Source organism: Acinetobacter sp. YH12076 (assembly GCF_013419525.1).
GTDB lineage: Bacteria > Pseudomonadota > Gammaproteobacteria > Pseudomonadales > Moraxellaceae > Acinetobacter > Acinetobacter amyesii.
Genome location: NZ_VOZY01000026.1, coordinates 1 through 12469 on the forward strand (window position 1 = coordinate 1; position 12469 = coordinate 12469).

At 37.6% G+C, this 12469-nt stretch carries 13 protein-coding genes and 3 pseudogenes; 12 read left to right on the plus strand and 4 right to left on the minus strand.

Features of this window, described 5'->3' with window-relative positions; genetic code table 11:
* Window positions 1–77 precede the first annotated feature (77 nt).
* Window positions 78–791 (minus strand): heavy metal response regulator transcription factor, encoded by a 714-nt coding sequence (locus FTU22_RS15675; protein WP_180095371.1) that lies wholly within the window; start codon window positions 789–791, stop codon window positions 78–80.
* Window positions 792–939: 148 nt separating this feature from the next.
* On the opposite strand from FTU22_RS15675, the gene FTU22_RS15680 reads away from it, so the two are divergent.
* From FTU22_RS15680 to FTU22_RS15695, 4 genes and pseudogenes are all read left to right on the plus strand, one after another.
* The gene (locus FTU22_RS15680) at window positions 940–1236 is read left to right on the plus strand and encodes a hypothetical protein (RefSeq protein ID WP_004281865.1); all 297 of its coding nucleotides are present in this window, start codon (window positions 940–942) and stop codon (window positions 1234–1236) included.
* 117 nt (window positions 1237–1353) lie between these two features.
* Window positions 1354–3297, plus strand: a complete 1944-nt coding sequence (locus FTU22_RS15685) for a multicopper oxidase domain-containing protein (protein ID WP_180012157.1) — start codon at window positions 1354–1356, stop codon at window positions 3295–3297.
* A complete protein-coding gene (locus FTU22_RS15690) occupies window positions 3284–4204 on the plus strand; it encodes a copper resistance protein B (protein WP_004733213.1) in 921 nt (306 codons plus the stop codon). The genes FTU22_RS15685 and FTU22_RS15690 overlap by 14 nt, the downstream gene beginning before the upstream one ends.
* 112 nt (window positions 4205–4316) lie before the next feature.
* Window positions 4317–4514 (plus strand): annotated as a pseudogene (locus tag FTU22_RS15695) (hypothetical protein); the annotation flags it as partial.
* Between the two features lie 53 nt (window positions 4515–4567).
* Here the strand turns inward: FTU22_RS15695 and FTU22_RS15700 are convergent.
* Window positions 4568–5272: an IS6-like element IS1008 family transposase gene (locus FTU22_RS15700; protein ID WP_023278713.1), complete on the minus strand. Its 705-nt coding sequence runs from the start codon at window positions 5270–5272 to the stop codon at window positions 4568–4570.
* Between the two features lie 601 nt (window positions 5273–5873).
* Here FTU22_RS15700 and FTU22_RS15705 point away from each other — a divergent pair.
* The 5 genes from FTU22_RS15705 (at window position 5874) to FTU22_RS15725 (ending at window position 9634) form a co-directional block, all read left to right on the plus strand.
* Window positions 5874–7685, plus strand: coding sequence for a copper resistance system multicopper oxidase (locus tag FTU22_RS15705; protein ID WP_004733211.1), 1812 nt, complete (start codon window positions 5874–5876; stop codon window positions 7683–7685).
* Complete coding sequence (locus tag FTU22_RS15710; protein ID WP_004897649.1) at window positions 7672–8010, plus strand: hypothetical protein; 339 nt, start codon at window positions 7672–7674, stop codon at window positions 8008–8010. Before FTU22_RS15705 ends, FTU22_RS15710 begins: the two co-directional genes overlap by 14 nt.
* Window positions 7997–8926: a copper resistance protein B gene (locus FTU22_RS15715; RefSeq protein ID WP_159153668.1), complete on the plus strand. Its 930-nt coding sequence runs from the start codon at window positions 7997–7999 to the stop codon at window positions 8924–8926. The genes FTU22_RS15710 and FTU22_RS15715 overlap by 14 nt, the downstream gene beginning before the upstream one ends.
* 179 nt (window positions 8927–9105) lie before the next feature.
* A complete protein-coding gene (locus tag FTU22_RS15720; protein WP_000246755.1) occupies window positions 9106–9351 on the plus strand; it encodes a type II toxin-antitoxin system RelB/DinJ family antitoxin in 246 nt (81 codons plus the stop codon).
* A complete protein-coding gene (locus FTU22_RS15725) occupies window positions 9341–9634 on the plus strand; it encodes a type II toxin-antitoxin system RelE/ParE family toxin (RefSeq protein ID WP_000221358.1) in 294 nt (97 codons plus the stop codon). Before FTU22_RS15720 ends, FTU22_RS15725 begins: the two co-directional genes overlap by 11 nt.
* Before the next feature lie 129 nt (window positions 9635–9763).
* Here FTU22_RS15725 and FTU22_RS15730 read toward each other — a convergent pair whose 3' ends face one another.
* Window positions 9764–10093, minus strand: coding sequence for a four-helix bundle copper-binding protein (locus tag FTU22_RS15730; protein WP_004733205.1), 330 nt, complete (start codon window positions 10091–10093; stop codon window positions 9764–9766).
* Between the two features lie 777 nt (window positions 10094–10870).
* Here FTU22_RS15730 and FTU22_RS15735 point away from each other — a divergent pair.
* Both FTU22_RS15735 and FTU22_RS15740 read left to right on the plus strand, forming a co-directional pair.
* Window positions 10871–11227 carry a type II toxin-antitoxin system RelE/ParE family toxin gene (locus tag FTU22_RS15735; RefSeq protein ID WP_000269911.1) on the plus strand — a complete coding sequence of 119 codons (357 nt, stop codon included), beginning with the start codon at window positions 10871–10873 and terminating at the stop codon, window positions 11225–11227.
* Window positions 11220–11522, plus strand: a complete 303-nt coding sequence (locus tag FTU22_RS15740; RefSeq protein ID WP_001140620.1) for a helix-turn-helix domain-containing protein — start codon at window positions 11220–11222, stop codon at window positions 11520–11522. Before FTU22_RS15735 ends, FTU22_RS15740 begins: the two co-directional genes overlap by 8 nt.
* Before the next feature lie 41 nt (window positions 11523–11563).
* Here the strand turns inward: FTU22_RS15740 and FTU22_RS15745 are convergent.
* Window positions 11564–11725 (minus strand): annotated as a pseudogene (locus tag FTU22_RS15745) (IS6 family transposase); the annotation flags it as partial.
* 55 nt (window positions 11726–11780) lie between these two features.
* On the opposite strand from FTU22_RS15745, the pseudogene FTU22_RS15750 reads away from it, so the two are divergent.
* Window positions 11781–12212: pseudogene (locus FTU22_RS15750) on the plus strand (recombinase family protein); the annotation flags it as partial.
* Window positions 12213–12469 lie beyond the last annotated feature (257 nt).

The window sequence follows — 12469 nt, forward strand, 5'->3', positions numbered from 1 at the left end:
GACTCATGAGTGCTCGGTTATATGCGGGCCAATTGGTTGTGCGGTAGATTTTGTGTGTAGGCTTCTTCATTTGAAAATTATATCGCTGAAAAAGCCTTTACAGATAGGTTTGTGCAACAAAGCCCCTCTAATACATACCCCATTCCTCGAATATTCTGAATTAACTTAGGGGTAAAATTACTATCTACTTTATTTCTTAATCGTTTAATAGCGACTTCAACTACATTTGTATCACTATCAAAGTTCATATCCCAAATTTGAGATGCAATAAGTGCTCTTGGTAGAATTTCACCTCTTCTACGCATAAAAAGCTCCATAAGCGCAAATTCTTTAGCCGTCAGATCAATGCGTTGACCTGCTCGTGTTACCCGACGTTTTCTCAAATCAAGTTCTAAATCAGCAATCTTAATAATATTATTATCTTCTCTTTGTTGCCCTCGTCTAAGGAGCGTTTTTATTCGAGCTAGAAGCTCTGCAAAAGCAAAAGGCTTAACTAAATAATCATCAGCGCCTAGCTCTAATCCTTTTACTCGATCTTCGATTTGATCTCGGGCGGTAAGAAAAAGAATGGGCATTGTTTTACCGCTGCTACGAATATCATTGATAATATTCCAACCATTTAGTCCAGGTAACATCACGTCTAAAATAATTAAGTCATACTCTTCAGAAAGAGCTTGATGTTTACCCGTTAACCCATCTGTAACCCAGTCCGTAATATAGCCAGCTTCGGATAAACCTTGCTTGAGATAATCACCAGTTTTTTGTTCATCTTCAACTAATAGTATTCTCATCTCAGAATCCTAAGTTATTCATTAAAACTATAATAACGTTATAAAACATCTGATCGAGATAGATTACAAAAATGTCATTTTCAAGTCACTTAGATGTTCAGTGCTTCACTTTAGTGTAGTAGCAAGAAATTAACTTTTAGAGAAACTTATGAAAACTGTAGTGCGTCGTAGTCTAACAATTTTAATGTGTGCTGGAACTTTAATTGCTGGTACTCAATCTTGGGCAAAAGATGTATCAACCTCAAGTGCCACTAAAACGGTAAAAGCACAGGAACCTTGTACAAAACCTTGTAAAATGGAAAAAGATGACAAGACTCAGCAAGATCATAGTCAACATCAGTCTCCTAACTCATCTGACATGTCAAAAATGGATCATTCTATGATGAATATGGACCATTCTAAAATGGATCATTCAAAGATGAATATGCCTAGTAGCAATAAATAATTTTATAAATAGCGAGAAAGAAGTATTAAAGTTTATACTAAATATTTGCTTTATTACTTCAACCTTGACCTTTCTAAAGGTGAGATAGAATGTCAAAAAATCTAAAGGTGAGATAGAATGTCAAAAAAGTTAAGTCATATACTCTTAATTGGAGTTGGTTTATTTTCATCAACTTGGGTAATGGCGGCAGTTAAAGAATATGATTTAACAATCGCTGAACAAACTGTAAATATCACAGGAAAACCAGTTGAGAGAATTACTGTAAATGGTAAATTCGTTGCACCACTTCTTGAATTTGAAGAAGGTGATGAGGCCGTTATCCGTGTTCACAATAAGTTAAAAAATCAGGACTCTTCAATCCATTGGCATGGCTTATTATTACCTGGAATTATGGATGGTGTACCTGGATTTAACAAATTTAATGGCATTGCCCCTAATAAAACTTATGAATATAAGTTTAAAGTCCGCCAAAATGGTACTTATTGGTATCATTCACATAGTAAAGGACAAGAACAAGACGGTTTATATGGTGCTTTTGTTATTTATCCTAAAGATAAAACTCCACTAACAGCTGCTGAAAAAACCGATAAAGATTACGTTGTTTTGCTTTCTGATTTTCATAATTCGACAAGTGATCAAATTATGAAAAATATTAAAAAAGAAGCAGATTACTATCAGAACCGCCGCGAAACAGTATTCGATGTATTAAAACAAGTTAAACGTGATGGGCTAAAAGCGACTTGGCAAGACCGTTCTATGTGGAATCAGATGCGAATGCTGAAAACAGATATGTCCGATGTGACTGGTTATACATTTTTAATGAATGGCAAAACACCTCAGCAAAACTGGACCGGTAACTTCAAAGCTGGTGAAAAAGTTCGCCTTCGTTTTATTAATGCTTCCGCTATGTCATTCTTTGATGTACGCATTCCAAACCTAAAAATGACTGTAGTCAGTGCTGATGGTCAACCTGTAAAGCCGGTTCCTGTAGATGAGTTCCGTATTGGTACTGCTGAAACCTATGATGTCATTGTGGAACCAAAACAAGCACATTACCAAATTGAAGCTGAATCTATTGATCGTACCGGTTTTTCAGTGGGAACATTACATGAAGAAAGCAGCCCAGCAGTCAAACAAATTGAGATGCCTAAGCCTCGTCCTCGTTCTTTATTGACTATGGAAGATATGGGAATGAATCATGATATGTCATCTATGAAAGATATGGATCACGATATGTCTTCTATGAAAGGTATGGATCATGATATGTCTTCTATGAAAGGCATGAATCACGATATGTCTTCTATGAAAGGTATGGATCATGATATGTCTTCTATGAAAGATATGAATCATGATATGTCTTCTATGAAAGGCATGAATCACGATATGTCTTCTATGAAAGGCATGAATCACGATATGTCTTCTATGAAAGGTATGGATCATGATATGTCTTCTATGAAAGGTATGGATCATGATATGCCGATGAATAGCGCTACTGTTAAGGCGGCTTCAGACAAGAATGATAATACCGTATTTGGATGGGCAAATGCTTCAACACCTGAAGGTAATAAAGCATTGCAATATAGTGATTTGCAATCGTTAGATCCTCAAAAAGACACTCGTGCAGCTGAACGTGAAATAGAGATCCGTCTTGGTGGAAACATGGAGCGTTATATTTGGACAATAAATGGTAAAAAATTTAATGAAGCCGACCCACTAGTGGTGAAGTATGGTGAACGTATTCGCTTAAAATTTGTCAATGACAGTATGATGGCTCACCCAATGCACTTACATGGCATGTTTATGCAGCTTGAGAATGGTCAGGATCCAAGCAATATGCCAAACAAACATACGGTAATTGTTCCACCTGGGAAAACGATAACCACTCTACTCACAGCTGATGAGTTAGGTGAGTGGGCTATTCATTGTCACCTGCTTTACCATATGAGTGCAGGAATGATGAATAAACTCATTGTAGCTCAAGTGGAAGATGGTAATTCTACAAAGACTGTTCCTCAGTCCCAAGTAAATGAGAAGGGAGTAAATCCACATGCAAATCACTAAGAATTTCTTCTCAAAAACAGTCTTATCAATTGCATTAATAAGTATATCAAACTTAACTTTTGCTAATAGCAGCACTTCGGAACAAGAAAGTAATATTACAAATGGTATGAGAGTCTTATTACAGGAGTCTGGCGGCTTAAGATATAGCCCCCAAGAATTGTATCCAGAATATTATTCAATGGAAAATGCAAATGGGGGAGATAATATTATTTTGACTGCAAGAAAGACATCAGACGGATCTCACGATGATCATCTTAAAGAACATGGCGGACAAATTTATCAAGTAACAAGACTTGAAAATGCATGGATGGTTGATGAAGACGGTAAGGGCAACCTAGGAACAAAGCTTGAAACTTTGATTGGAACAGATGAAAATCGTCTATTTATTGAAGCCAATTCGGAAAAGTCAGAAAGTAATGATCCAAAATATGCTGTATCAGCACTTTATAGCCGTAACGTAGCCCCATTTTGGGATATACAAGCTGGTGTAAGATATAGCGAAGATAAAAATAGCAGCAACAGTGATCGAGTTGATGGTGTTATTGGTGTATTAGGATTAGCTCCTTATTTCTTTGAAACACAAGCATATCTTTATGGCGGTGAGAATAATTTTTGGGGAGCAAGTTTTGAATTAGAACGTGATTTGCTTTTAACTCAGAAACTTATTACTCAACCTTATATCGAAGCAGATGTAATATTTAGCGATGATTCTAACTATGCTGCAAAATCAGGTTTATCAGAACTTAAAACTGGTATCAAAACCCGATATGAGATTACTAAGCGAATTAAACCTTTCATTGATGTTGCTTACCAATATGAAAAAGGACAGAAAGCCACTTCTATGCAAGAGGCAACAGAGTCTGAAAAGGGATGGAAATATGGTGCAGGTATCGAATTAGTTTTTTAAAATAATATGACTTGGAATCATGAATGGTAGCTTCGGCTACTATTCATGAAATTGTTGTCATTTCCTTTCGAATCTGTAAAACTAAAAAAGCTTAAATTTTGGTCTTATCTCTATGCAGTGGTTAAAAACATGCCTATCGCTGTTTTTATCGTTTGCTATCCTTTTAGTAGGATCGGCTGCTGCTGCTTCGTCTGTACATAAGCGGTGTTTAATGCCATCTGAACAGATGAAATCCATGCAAATGGAAGCATCTCAAAACCAGGATATGATGCATACCGACTGTATGAAAGTTGAAGCAAAGGTCAAAAAAAGGCACTGTTGCAAATAGAGATTTGAGTCGATGAAGTTCCTTTTTAAAAGTGCTTAGAGACCGAAAACCCTGTTGATTAGACACACTTCACCTTGAGGCTGACCATAATAAAATGACGATGCTTGTCCTTTACGTAGTGCACGCATGACTTCAATACCTTTAATTGTGGCATAAGCCGTCTTCATAGATTTGAATCCTAATGTGGCCCTGATGATCCGCTTTAACTTACCATGATCACATTCAATGACATTATTTTTATACTTAATCTGCCTGTGCTCAATATCTACTGGACATTTTCCTTCTCGCTTTAACCGTGATAAAGCATGGCCATAGGTCGCTGCTTCATCTGTATTGATGACCCGTGGAATTTGCCATTTTTTCACCGTATTGAAGATCTTTCCTAGAAAACTATAGGCTGATTTACTGTTCCGTCTAGCGGAAAGGTAAAAGTCAATCGTATGACCCCGTTGATCAACTGCACGATACAGGTAAGTCCATCGCCCCTTCACTTTGATATAAGTCTCATCCATATGCCATGAATGTAAATCTGTAGGATTACGCCAATACCAGCGTAACCGTTTTTCCATTTCTGGAGCATAACGCTGAACCCAACGATAAATTGTACTGTGATCCACATTTATGCCTCGTTCAGCGAGCATTTCTTGAAGTTCACGATAGCTGATGCCATATTTACAATACCAACGAACAGCCCAAAGAATGATTTCACCTTGAAAGTGCCGACCGTGGAAGGGATTCATCTGCTGTATCTCGAAATAAATAAGATATTTAGCTTATCATGTCAGCCTATTTGCAACAGTGCCAATTATATTGAGTTGTAAATATTTGAAATTCCGTTAAGATATTTTGGATTAAATTCTATTCCTAGATAGCATTCGTGTTGACTCATCTCTCCAAAAAACTTTGGTTTTGTTTTCTTATGGTTTTTGCCATAGGATGGAGTAGTGTGTCTGTTGCATCAGTAAAGATAATGCATATCAATATGCAAACTGAAATGAGCCAAGATCATTGTTTAGATCAAGCACAGCAAGTCACTCAACATGGTATTAATCACGAAGTACAGACGAATACCGATTGCCATAATCATTTAGCTCTTAATCAGAATATAGATCACAAAAAGTGTCAGGAATGTTCTAGCTTATCCTGCCAGACACAGATCTCATGTCTTCATTCTTTGCAAAGCTCGCTAGATCCCCTAGATACCTTCTATTCTATAGATCAGCCTAATTTTTATTATCCCAACCAATATCTAAATGGGTATTGGCAAGAAATTTCACGTCCTCCTAAAACTTAACCAATTTTTTTAAAATTTATTTATTTTTCAAAAATTAAGGTTAAGTTATGTCTCATAAAATTAGTTCGTACCTATTAGCAGGTATTTGTTTTGCATCGTCGCCTTTGGTTTTTGCCGAAGTGCGTGAATATCAGCTTGTTATTGATGAAGCAGTGGTCAGCCCAACTGGAAAGCCTGTAAAGCGCATTACCGTAAATGGTCAATTTCCTGCGCCTTTGCTTGAGTTTGAAGAGGGTGATGAAGCCATCATTCGCGTGAAAAATAATTTAAAAAACCAAGATTCTTCTATTCATTGGCACGGACTGTTGTTGCCGGGCATTATGGATGGTGTACCGGGATTTAATGGTTTTAACGGTATTAAGCCTCAAAGCGAGTATGTTTATAAATTCAAGATTCGCCAAAGCGGGACTTATTGGTATCACGCTCATTCTAAAGGACAGGAACAGGACGGCTTATATGGTTCTTTTGTGATTTATCCAAAAGGTAAAACACCATTGGCAGCACATGAAAAAGCTGAACGTGACTATGTGGTGATGTTGTCAGATTTTCATGAAAAAACCAGTGATCAAATTCAGAAAGATCTTAAAATTTCAGCTGAATATTATCAAGATCAGCGTGAAACCTTGGGTGATGTTTGGAAGCAGGTTAAACGTGATGGCATAAAAGCGACATGGTCTGACCGCAAAATGTGGAATCAGATGCGTATGCTAAAAACCGACATGTCGGATGTTACAGGTTATACCTTCCTCATTAATGGCAAAACACCTGAACAAAATTGGACAGGAATGTTTAAACCGAATGAAAAAATTCGCCTACGTTTTGTGAATGCATCTGCGATGTCTTTCTACGATGTCCGTATTCCTAACTTGAAAATGACTGTGGTCAGTGCTGATGGTCAGCCTGTAAAACCTGTTGCTGTGGATGAGTTTCGTATTGGCACAGCTGAAACTTATGATGTGATTGTGGAGCCAAAAGGTGGACATTATCAAATTGAAGCTGAGTCAATTGACCGTTCAGGTTATGCGATTGGTACACTGCACAATGAACTAAATCCTATGACACATGGCATTCATATGCCTGCACCACGTCCACGCTCACTTTTGACCATGGAAGATATGGGACATGGTGACGGTGATCATGCAGGAATGGATCATTCGAAAATGAACCACGGCAATATGCAAGGCATGGATCACTCGAAAATGGATCATTCAAAAATGAACCATGGCGATATGCAAGGCATGGATCACTCGAAAATGGATCATTCACAGCATGGCACAGCAAAACCACAAGAAAATGATCAAGTGGTTTATGGTTGGGCAAATGCATCTACACCTGCGGGCAATAAAGCCTTGCAATATAGTGATTTAAAATCTTTAGAACCGCAAAAAGATACTCGTGAAGCTAGCAGTGAATTAGTAGTGCGTTTGGGCGGTACTATGGAGCGTTATATTTGGACGATTAACGGTAAAAAATTCAGCGATGCTGAGCCATTAAAAGTGAAGTATGGCGAGCGTATCCGTATCAAATTTATTAATGACAGTATGATGGCGCACCCCATGCATTTACATGGCATGTTTATGCAGTTGGAGAATGGTCAAGAGTCGGTAGATATGCCGAATAAACACACATTGATTGTACCACCGGGTAAAACAGTGACTGCTTTATTAACTGCGGATGAGTTGGGCGAATGGGCAATCCATTGTCATTTGTTGTATCACATGAGTGCAGGAATGATGAACAAGTTGATCGTGGCAAATGTTAGCGATGAACAAGTGTCTACAACGCCAATTCAAGGTACAAATTCGACTCAAACTCACCAAGTAACTGAGCAAAAAGGAGCTGGACATGCACATCACTAATTTTGTATTTAAAGCGTTTTTTTCTGTTGCGGTATTGAGTTTAACAAGCTTAAGTTTGGCGCACGAAGGGCATCATTCAACTGCTCAGACTGATGGAAAAAATGTACCATCAATGAATCATCAAGCGATGTCTGAGATGGATCATTCACAGCATTCTCCACAAGAGCATGCACAACACATGCAGATGATGGGGAAAATGAATCATGCTGCACATTCAGCACCGATGAACCATCAACATGCAGGTCATCAGCCAATGCATCACAAATCAACAGAGAAACAGCAAGATCAAAAAGTACAGAAAGGAGATCAACATGCGCACCATTAATCTTTTTTCTAAAACTGTTTTAGCAAGCTCTTTGTTGATGGTCAGTGCAGTGAGTTTGGCACATAATGGTGAAGATCATAGTGCGCCTGAAAAAATGACAGTTGCTACATCTTCTAGTCAAAATCAGCCGATGCAAATGGATCGCTCTCAAATGAATCAGGCACAACATCAGGCAACATCTACGGTTAATCATTTACATCATGTACCAGATGCGAATGCTCAGCAGAGTTCGCATTATGATCATCGCTCAGAACACGGTGCGCAAATTTATGCGATTACGACAGTGGACAATAAGTGGCTTGTCAATGAAGATGGCACAGGTGATTTAAAGTCAGAGTTTGAAACCCGTATTGGCACAGATGAAAATAAGGTTTTTATTAAAATTCATGCCGATAAAGAAGAATCGCATGATGCACATTATGATGCCAAACTTTTATATAGCCGTATGATTTCAGACTTTTGGGATGCACAGATTGGTGCACGTTATCGTAGTGAAAAAGTTGAACTCAATGATCATCGCAAAGACACCGAAGAAAATGTTGATGCGGTGATTGGCTTACATGGTATGGCGCCATATTTCTTTGAAACTGATGCTTATCTCTATGCGGGAGAAGACAATTATGCGGGCTTTAGCCTAGAAACGGAACGTGATTTTCTGATTACGCAAAAGTTGATTATTCAACCTTATTTAGAGTTGGATGCTATCTTTAGTGATGACTCTAAATATGCGAAAAAAACTGGTTTAAGCAGTGCAACCGCAGGGTTTGAAACTCGCTATGAAATCAGTAAAAAGATCATGCCGTATATCGACATTGCCTATGAGTATTCAAAAGGTAATGATGAAACGTCGTGGCAAATAGAATCAAACTCTGAGAAAGGTTGGTTATATGGAGCTGGTGTTAGATTTAGATTTTAATTAATTTAATGATTACTAAATAGCTTTATTTAAATAAAACTCTAGCTTAATGTGGCCGGAAGCAAAATGTTAACTTATTTTGCTTCCTTCCATTTAACATAATGGCTGTTATGCGAAGTCGACTTGTAATGCAATTTGCATTACAATATTCCTAGTACATTAAATACTTGGGAAATATGATGGCTACTGTTAACTTCAGGATCGATGAAGCCCTTAAAGAAAAATCTTATTCAATCCTTAAAGAGCAAGGTATTGCACCTACGGATTTCTTCACTAGTATTCTTGAGTATGTTGCTACGACTGGGAAACTGCCTGTCAAAAAAGCTTTGCTTTCAGAAGAAGATGAAGAATTATTAGCTCTTGTTCGTAAGCGCATTAATGATCCTAAAGAGATGTTTGAGGAAGTCACATTAGATGACTTATAAGCTTTTACGTCACAAGGACTTTACAGCAGAATGGGAAAAACTCCCTGTTGCTATACGAGATCAATTTAAAAAGAAACTAGCCAAAGTCATAGAGCAGCCACATATTCCAAAGAATATGCTTAGAGGCGATCTTGCAGGTTGCTATAAAATCAAATTATTAAAAGCTGGTGTCCGACTTGTCTATCAAGTTAAAGATGATCAGGTAGTTATCCTGCTCATTACCGTCGGAAAACGAGCTGATAGCATAGTTTATGACGAAGCGAAAAAGCGAATTAAAGACTAAAAATGGGAGCTTAAAGCTCCCATTTTTGGCTTCGTATAAGGTGTATTATGTTAATTTTAGGAAAGGCTCTAAGACTAGCAGAATGATTATGTTAGTCTAGAGCCATATAATTAACATTATTGAAGTATTTTACATGGCAATTTTTCGACATTCTTCTGCACACTGACGGCAAGCCTCAGCACATTTTTTACAATGATCATGTGAATGTTTTTCACACTCTTCCGCACAATATTCACAGATCTTAGCACAAAGCTCACAAATCTCTTTGAGGAAAGGTGAGTTATGTTGTTGCATACGCACACATAACTGACAAATATCTGCACATTCTAGACAACGTTGAATACATTCACGCATCATCTCTAAATCTTTTTCTTTTAAACAAGAAGTTGCACATTCAGTACAAATAAGTGAACAGTTTGTACATGCAGAAATACACTCTGAAAATTTCGTATTAATCATTTTTTACTCTCAATTTATATAATCAAAGAAATAATTAAAACATAATTTTTTTCTACTAATTATTTTAAATTATTAGTAAATGTAATACATAATGTTAATTTATATGAATAATGTTAATTTTAACTAAATCTTATTTATATTCCAAATTATTAAAAAACAGTTTTTAATTAGGATAGATGATCAAGTATCAAAAGCAGCTATTCTTAAAATAACTACAATAATTTTATCACTTTAAAAATAGATTTTCCCTCTATTTAACATAATGGTGGTTATACGGAGTACGCTTGTATATTAATATAAATATCAACAACTTAAAAATTTCACCATGATCACAAAATGCACAAAAAATGGCTTTTGTAATAAGTTGGTGAGTTTTTAAGCGAATCTGTAACATTTTGCCAAGAAATTTGATCAATAAATGATCAATTCGGCAATCAGTGCCCATTTCATGCGGATCCAGGTTCCAAAAATATCCCCAATTGCTGTGGATAAAATTTAGGCTATTTTGTACGCTCTGGCGCACATGAAACTCGGCCCTTTGCGGCTATCCGCGATACTGGAATTTTCCTATGATGAACTCATCGGGAACAGGAAGTTTCATAACATAAAACAATAATTATAAGTTATTCGATAGGGATCCGAGGATATTGAAAGCACATGAGAAAACATGAAAACCCCGGCAGGATGCCGGGGTTTTTTATTACCTATCATTTCTCATTTGCAAAACAAGCATAATGCCTCTAAAATATAGACTATAATCTATATTTTGGTTGTGGTATGTGGACAGTCATTACGACAGATTTATTTAATCAGTGGCTTGAACAGCAAGATGAATCTACTCAAGAGAAGGTCCTAGCTGCCCTGGTTGTTCTACAGCAGCAGGGGCCGAGTTTAGGCCGCCCTTTAGTAGATACTGTGTATGAGTCTAAATTTACCAATATGAAAGAACTGCGCGTTCAACATCGCGGTAGACCCTTAAGAGCTTTCTTCGCATTTGATCCCTTACGACAGGCTATTGTTCTATGTATTGCTGATAAAGGCGGTAAAAAGCGTTTTTATAAAGACATGCTGGATATTGCAGATGAACAATACCAACTTCATCTCACTACCCTAGGAGATAAATCTAATGGCTAAGACTCTGCAAGAATTGTTAGCTAGCCGCTCTCCAGAGAGCCAAGCCCGTATTCAAAAAATGGCAGATGAATTACTGCTAGAAAATCAGCTTCATCTTATTCGTGAAGAACTCGAAATTTCTCAAAAAGAGCTTGCTGAAACTTTGGGAATAAAACAGCCATCGCTTTCAGCAATAGAAAATCGTGGCAATGATCTTAAGATTTCAACCATGAAAAAGTATGTTGAGGCAATGGGTGGGAAGCTCCGTATTGATGTAGAGCTTCCAACAGGAAAACATATAGGATTCAACGTTTAACAATAAAAATGGGAGCTATAGGCTCCCATTTTTAGATTCGTATAACGTTGAACCCGACGGTAAATAGTCGTGTGATCAACATTCACACCCCGTTCGGCCAGCATTTCCTGCAGTTCACGATAGCTAATGCCATATTTACAATACCAGCGCACAGCCCAAAGAATGATTTCGCCCTGAAAATGCCGACCATGGAAAGGATTCATATGCTGCACCTTTAGCTAAAACAGTCTTCAGCTTACCATTCGTGGTTATTTGCAACAGTGCCTGTTGAACTATGTCCGGGAAGGGGACAGGGTGATTGTACATTCCATGGATCGTTTTGCTCGAAGCTTAAAAGATTTAGTCACTGAAGTAGATAAACTGGTCAAACGAGGAATTGCCATCCAGTTCGTAAAAGAAAATATTACTTTCACTGCTCAATCTACCCCGATGGATAATTTGATGCTGCAATTGATGGGCGCTTTTGCACAGTTCGAACGTGAGATCATTTTAGAGCGTCAAAAAGAAGGAATAAAACTGGCCTCTGCTCAAGGAAAGTACAAAGGGCGTGTACATAAATTGAAACCTGAACAGGCTGAAGCTTTAAGACAAGAATGGAAGGAAGGAAAGTACCCTTCAAAAATGGCATTAGGCCAGGCATTTGGAATTAGTCGCCAGGCGGTATACCGCTATTTAAAAGCAAGTGAGTAACTCAATTAAAATGGAAAATATTCGAAATTTTCTTGAAGATAATCAAGTCAAAATCTACTTCTGTACCATCTTTATCGGAGTTATTTTTGGATTAACCATCAGTGGAGCGACGATTTTAGAAAGTTTGATTGGCACTGTTGCAAATAGTCGGTGGTGATAAACTTATCATCCCCTTTTGCTGATGGAGCTGCACATGAACCCATTCAAAGGCCGGCATTTTCAGCGTGACATCATTCTGTGGGCCGTACGCTGGTACT

Bases quoted from the DNA above. Each gene is read 5' to 3' on its own strand.
- FTU22_RS15735 (WP_000269911.1), top strand. From the start codon at position 10,871: ATGTGGACAGTCATTACGACAGATTTATTTAATCAGTGGCTTGAACAG.
- FTU22_RS15685 (WP_180012157.1), top strand. From the start codon at position 1,354: ATGTCAAAAAAGTTAAGTCATATACTCTTAATTGGAGTTGGTTTATTT.
- FTU22_RS15675 (WP_180095371.1), bottom strand. From the start codon at position 791: ATGAGAATACTATTAGTTGAAGATGAACAAAAAACTGGTGATTATCTC.
- FTU22_RS15710 (WP_004897649.1), top strand. From the start codon at position 7,672: ATGCACATCACTAATTTTGTATTTAAAGCGTTTTTTTCTGTTGCGGTA.
- FTU22_RS15690 (WP_004733213.1), top strand. From the start codon at position 3,284: ATGCAAATCACTAAGAATTTCTTCTCAAAAACAGTCTTATCAATTGCA.
- FTU22_RS15715 (WP_159153668.1), top strand. From the start codon at position 7,997: ATGCGCACCATTAATCTTTTTTCTAAAACTGTTTTAGCAAGCTCTTTG.
- FTU22_RS15730 (WP_004733205.1), bottom strand. From the start codon at position 10,093: ATGATTAATACGAAATTTTCAGAGTGTATTTCTGCATGTACAAACTGT.
- FTU22_RS15680 (WP_004281865.1), top strand. From the start codon at position 940: ATGAAAACTGTAGTGCGTCGTAGTCTAACAATTTTAATGTGTGCTGGA.
- FTU22_RS15720 (WP_000246755.1), top strand. From the start codon at position 9,106: ATGGCTACTGTTAACTTCAGGATCGATGAAGCCCTTAAAGAAAAATCT.
- FTU22_RS15700 (WP_023278713.1), bottom strand. From the start codon at position 5,272: ATGAATCCCTTCCACGGTCGGCACTTTCAAGGTGAAATCATTCTTTGG.
- FTU22_RS15740 (WP_001140620.1), top strand. From the start codon at position 11,220: ATGGCTAAGACTCTGCAAGAATTGTTAGCTAGCCGCTCTCCAGAGAGC.
- FTU22_RS15705 (WP_004733211.1), top strand. From the start codon at position 5,874: ATGTCTCATAAAATTAGTTCGTACCTATTAGCAGGTATTTGTTTTGCA.
- FTU22_RS15725 (WP_000221358.1), top strand. From the start codon at position 9,341: ATGACTTATAAGCTTTTACGTCACAAGGACTTTACAGCAGAATGGGAA.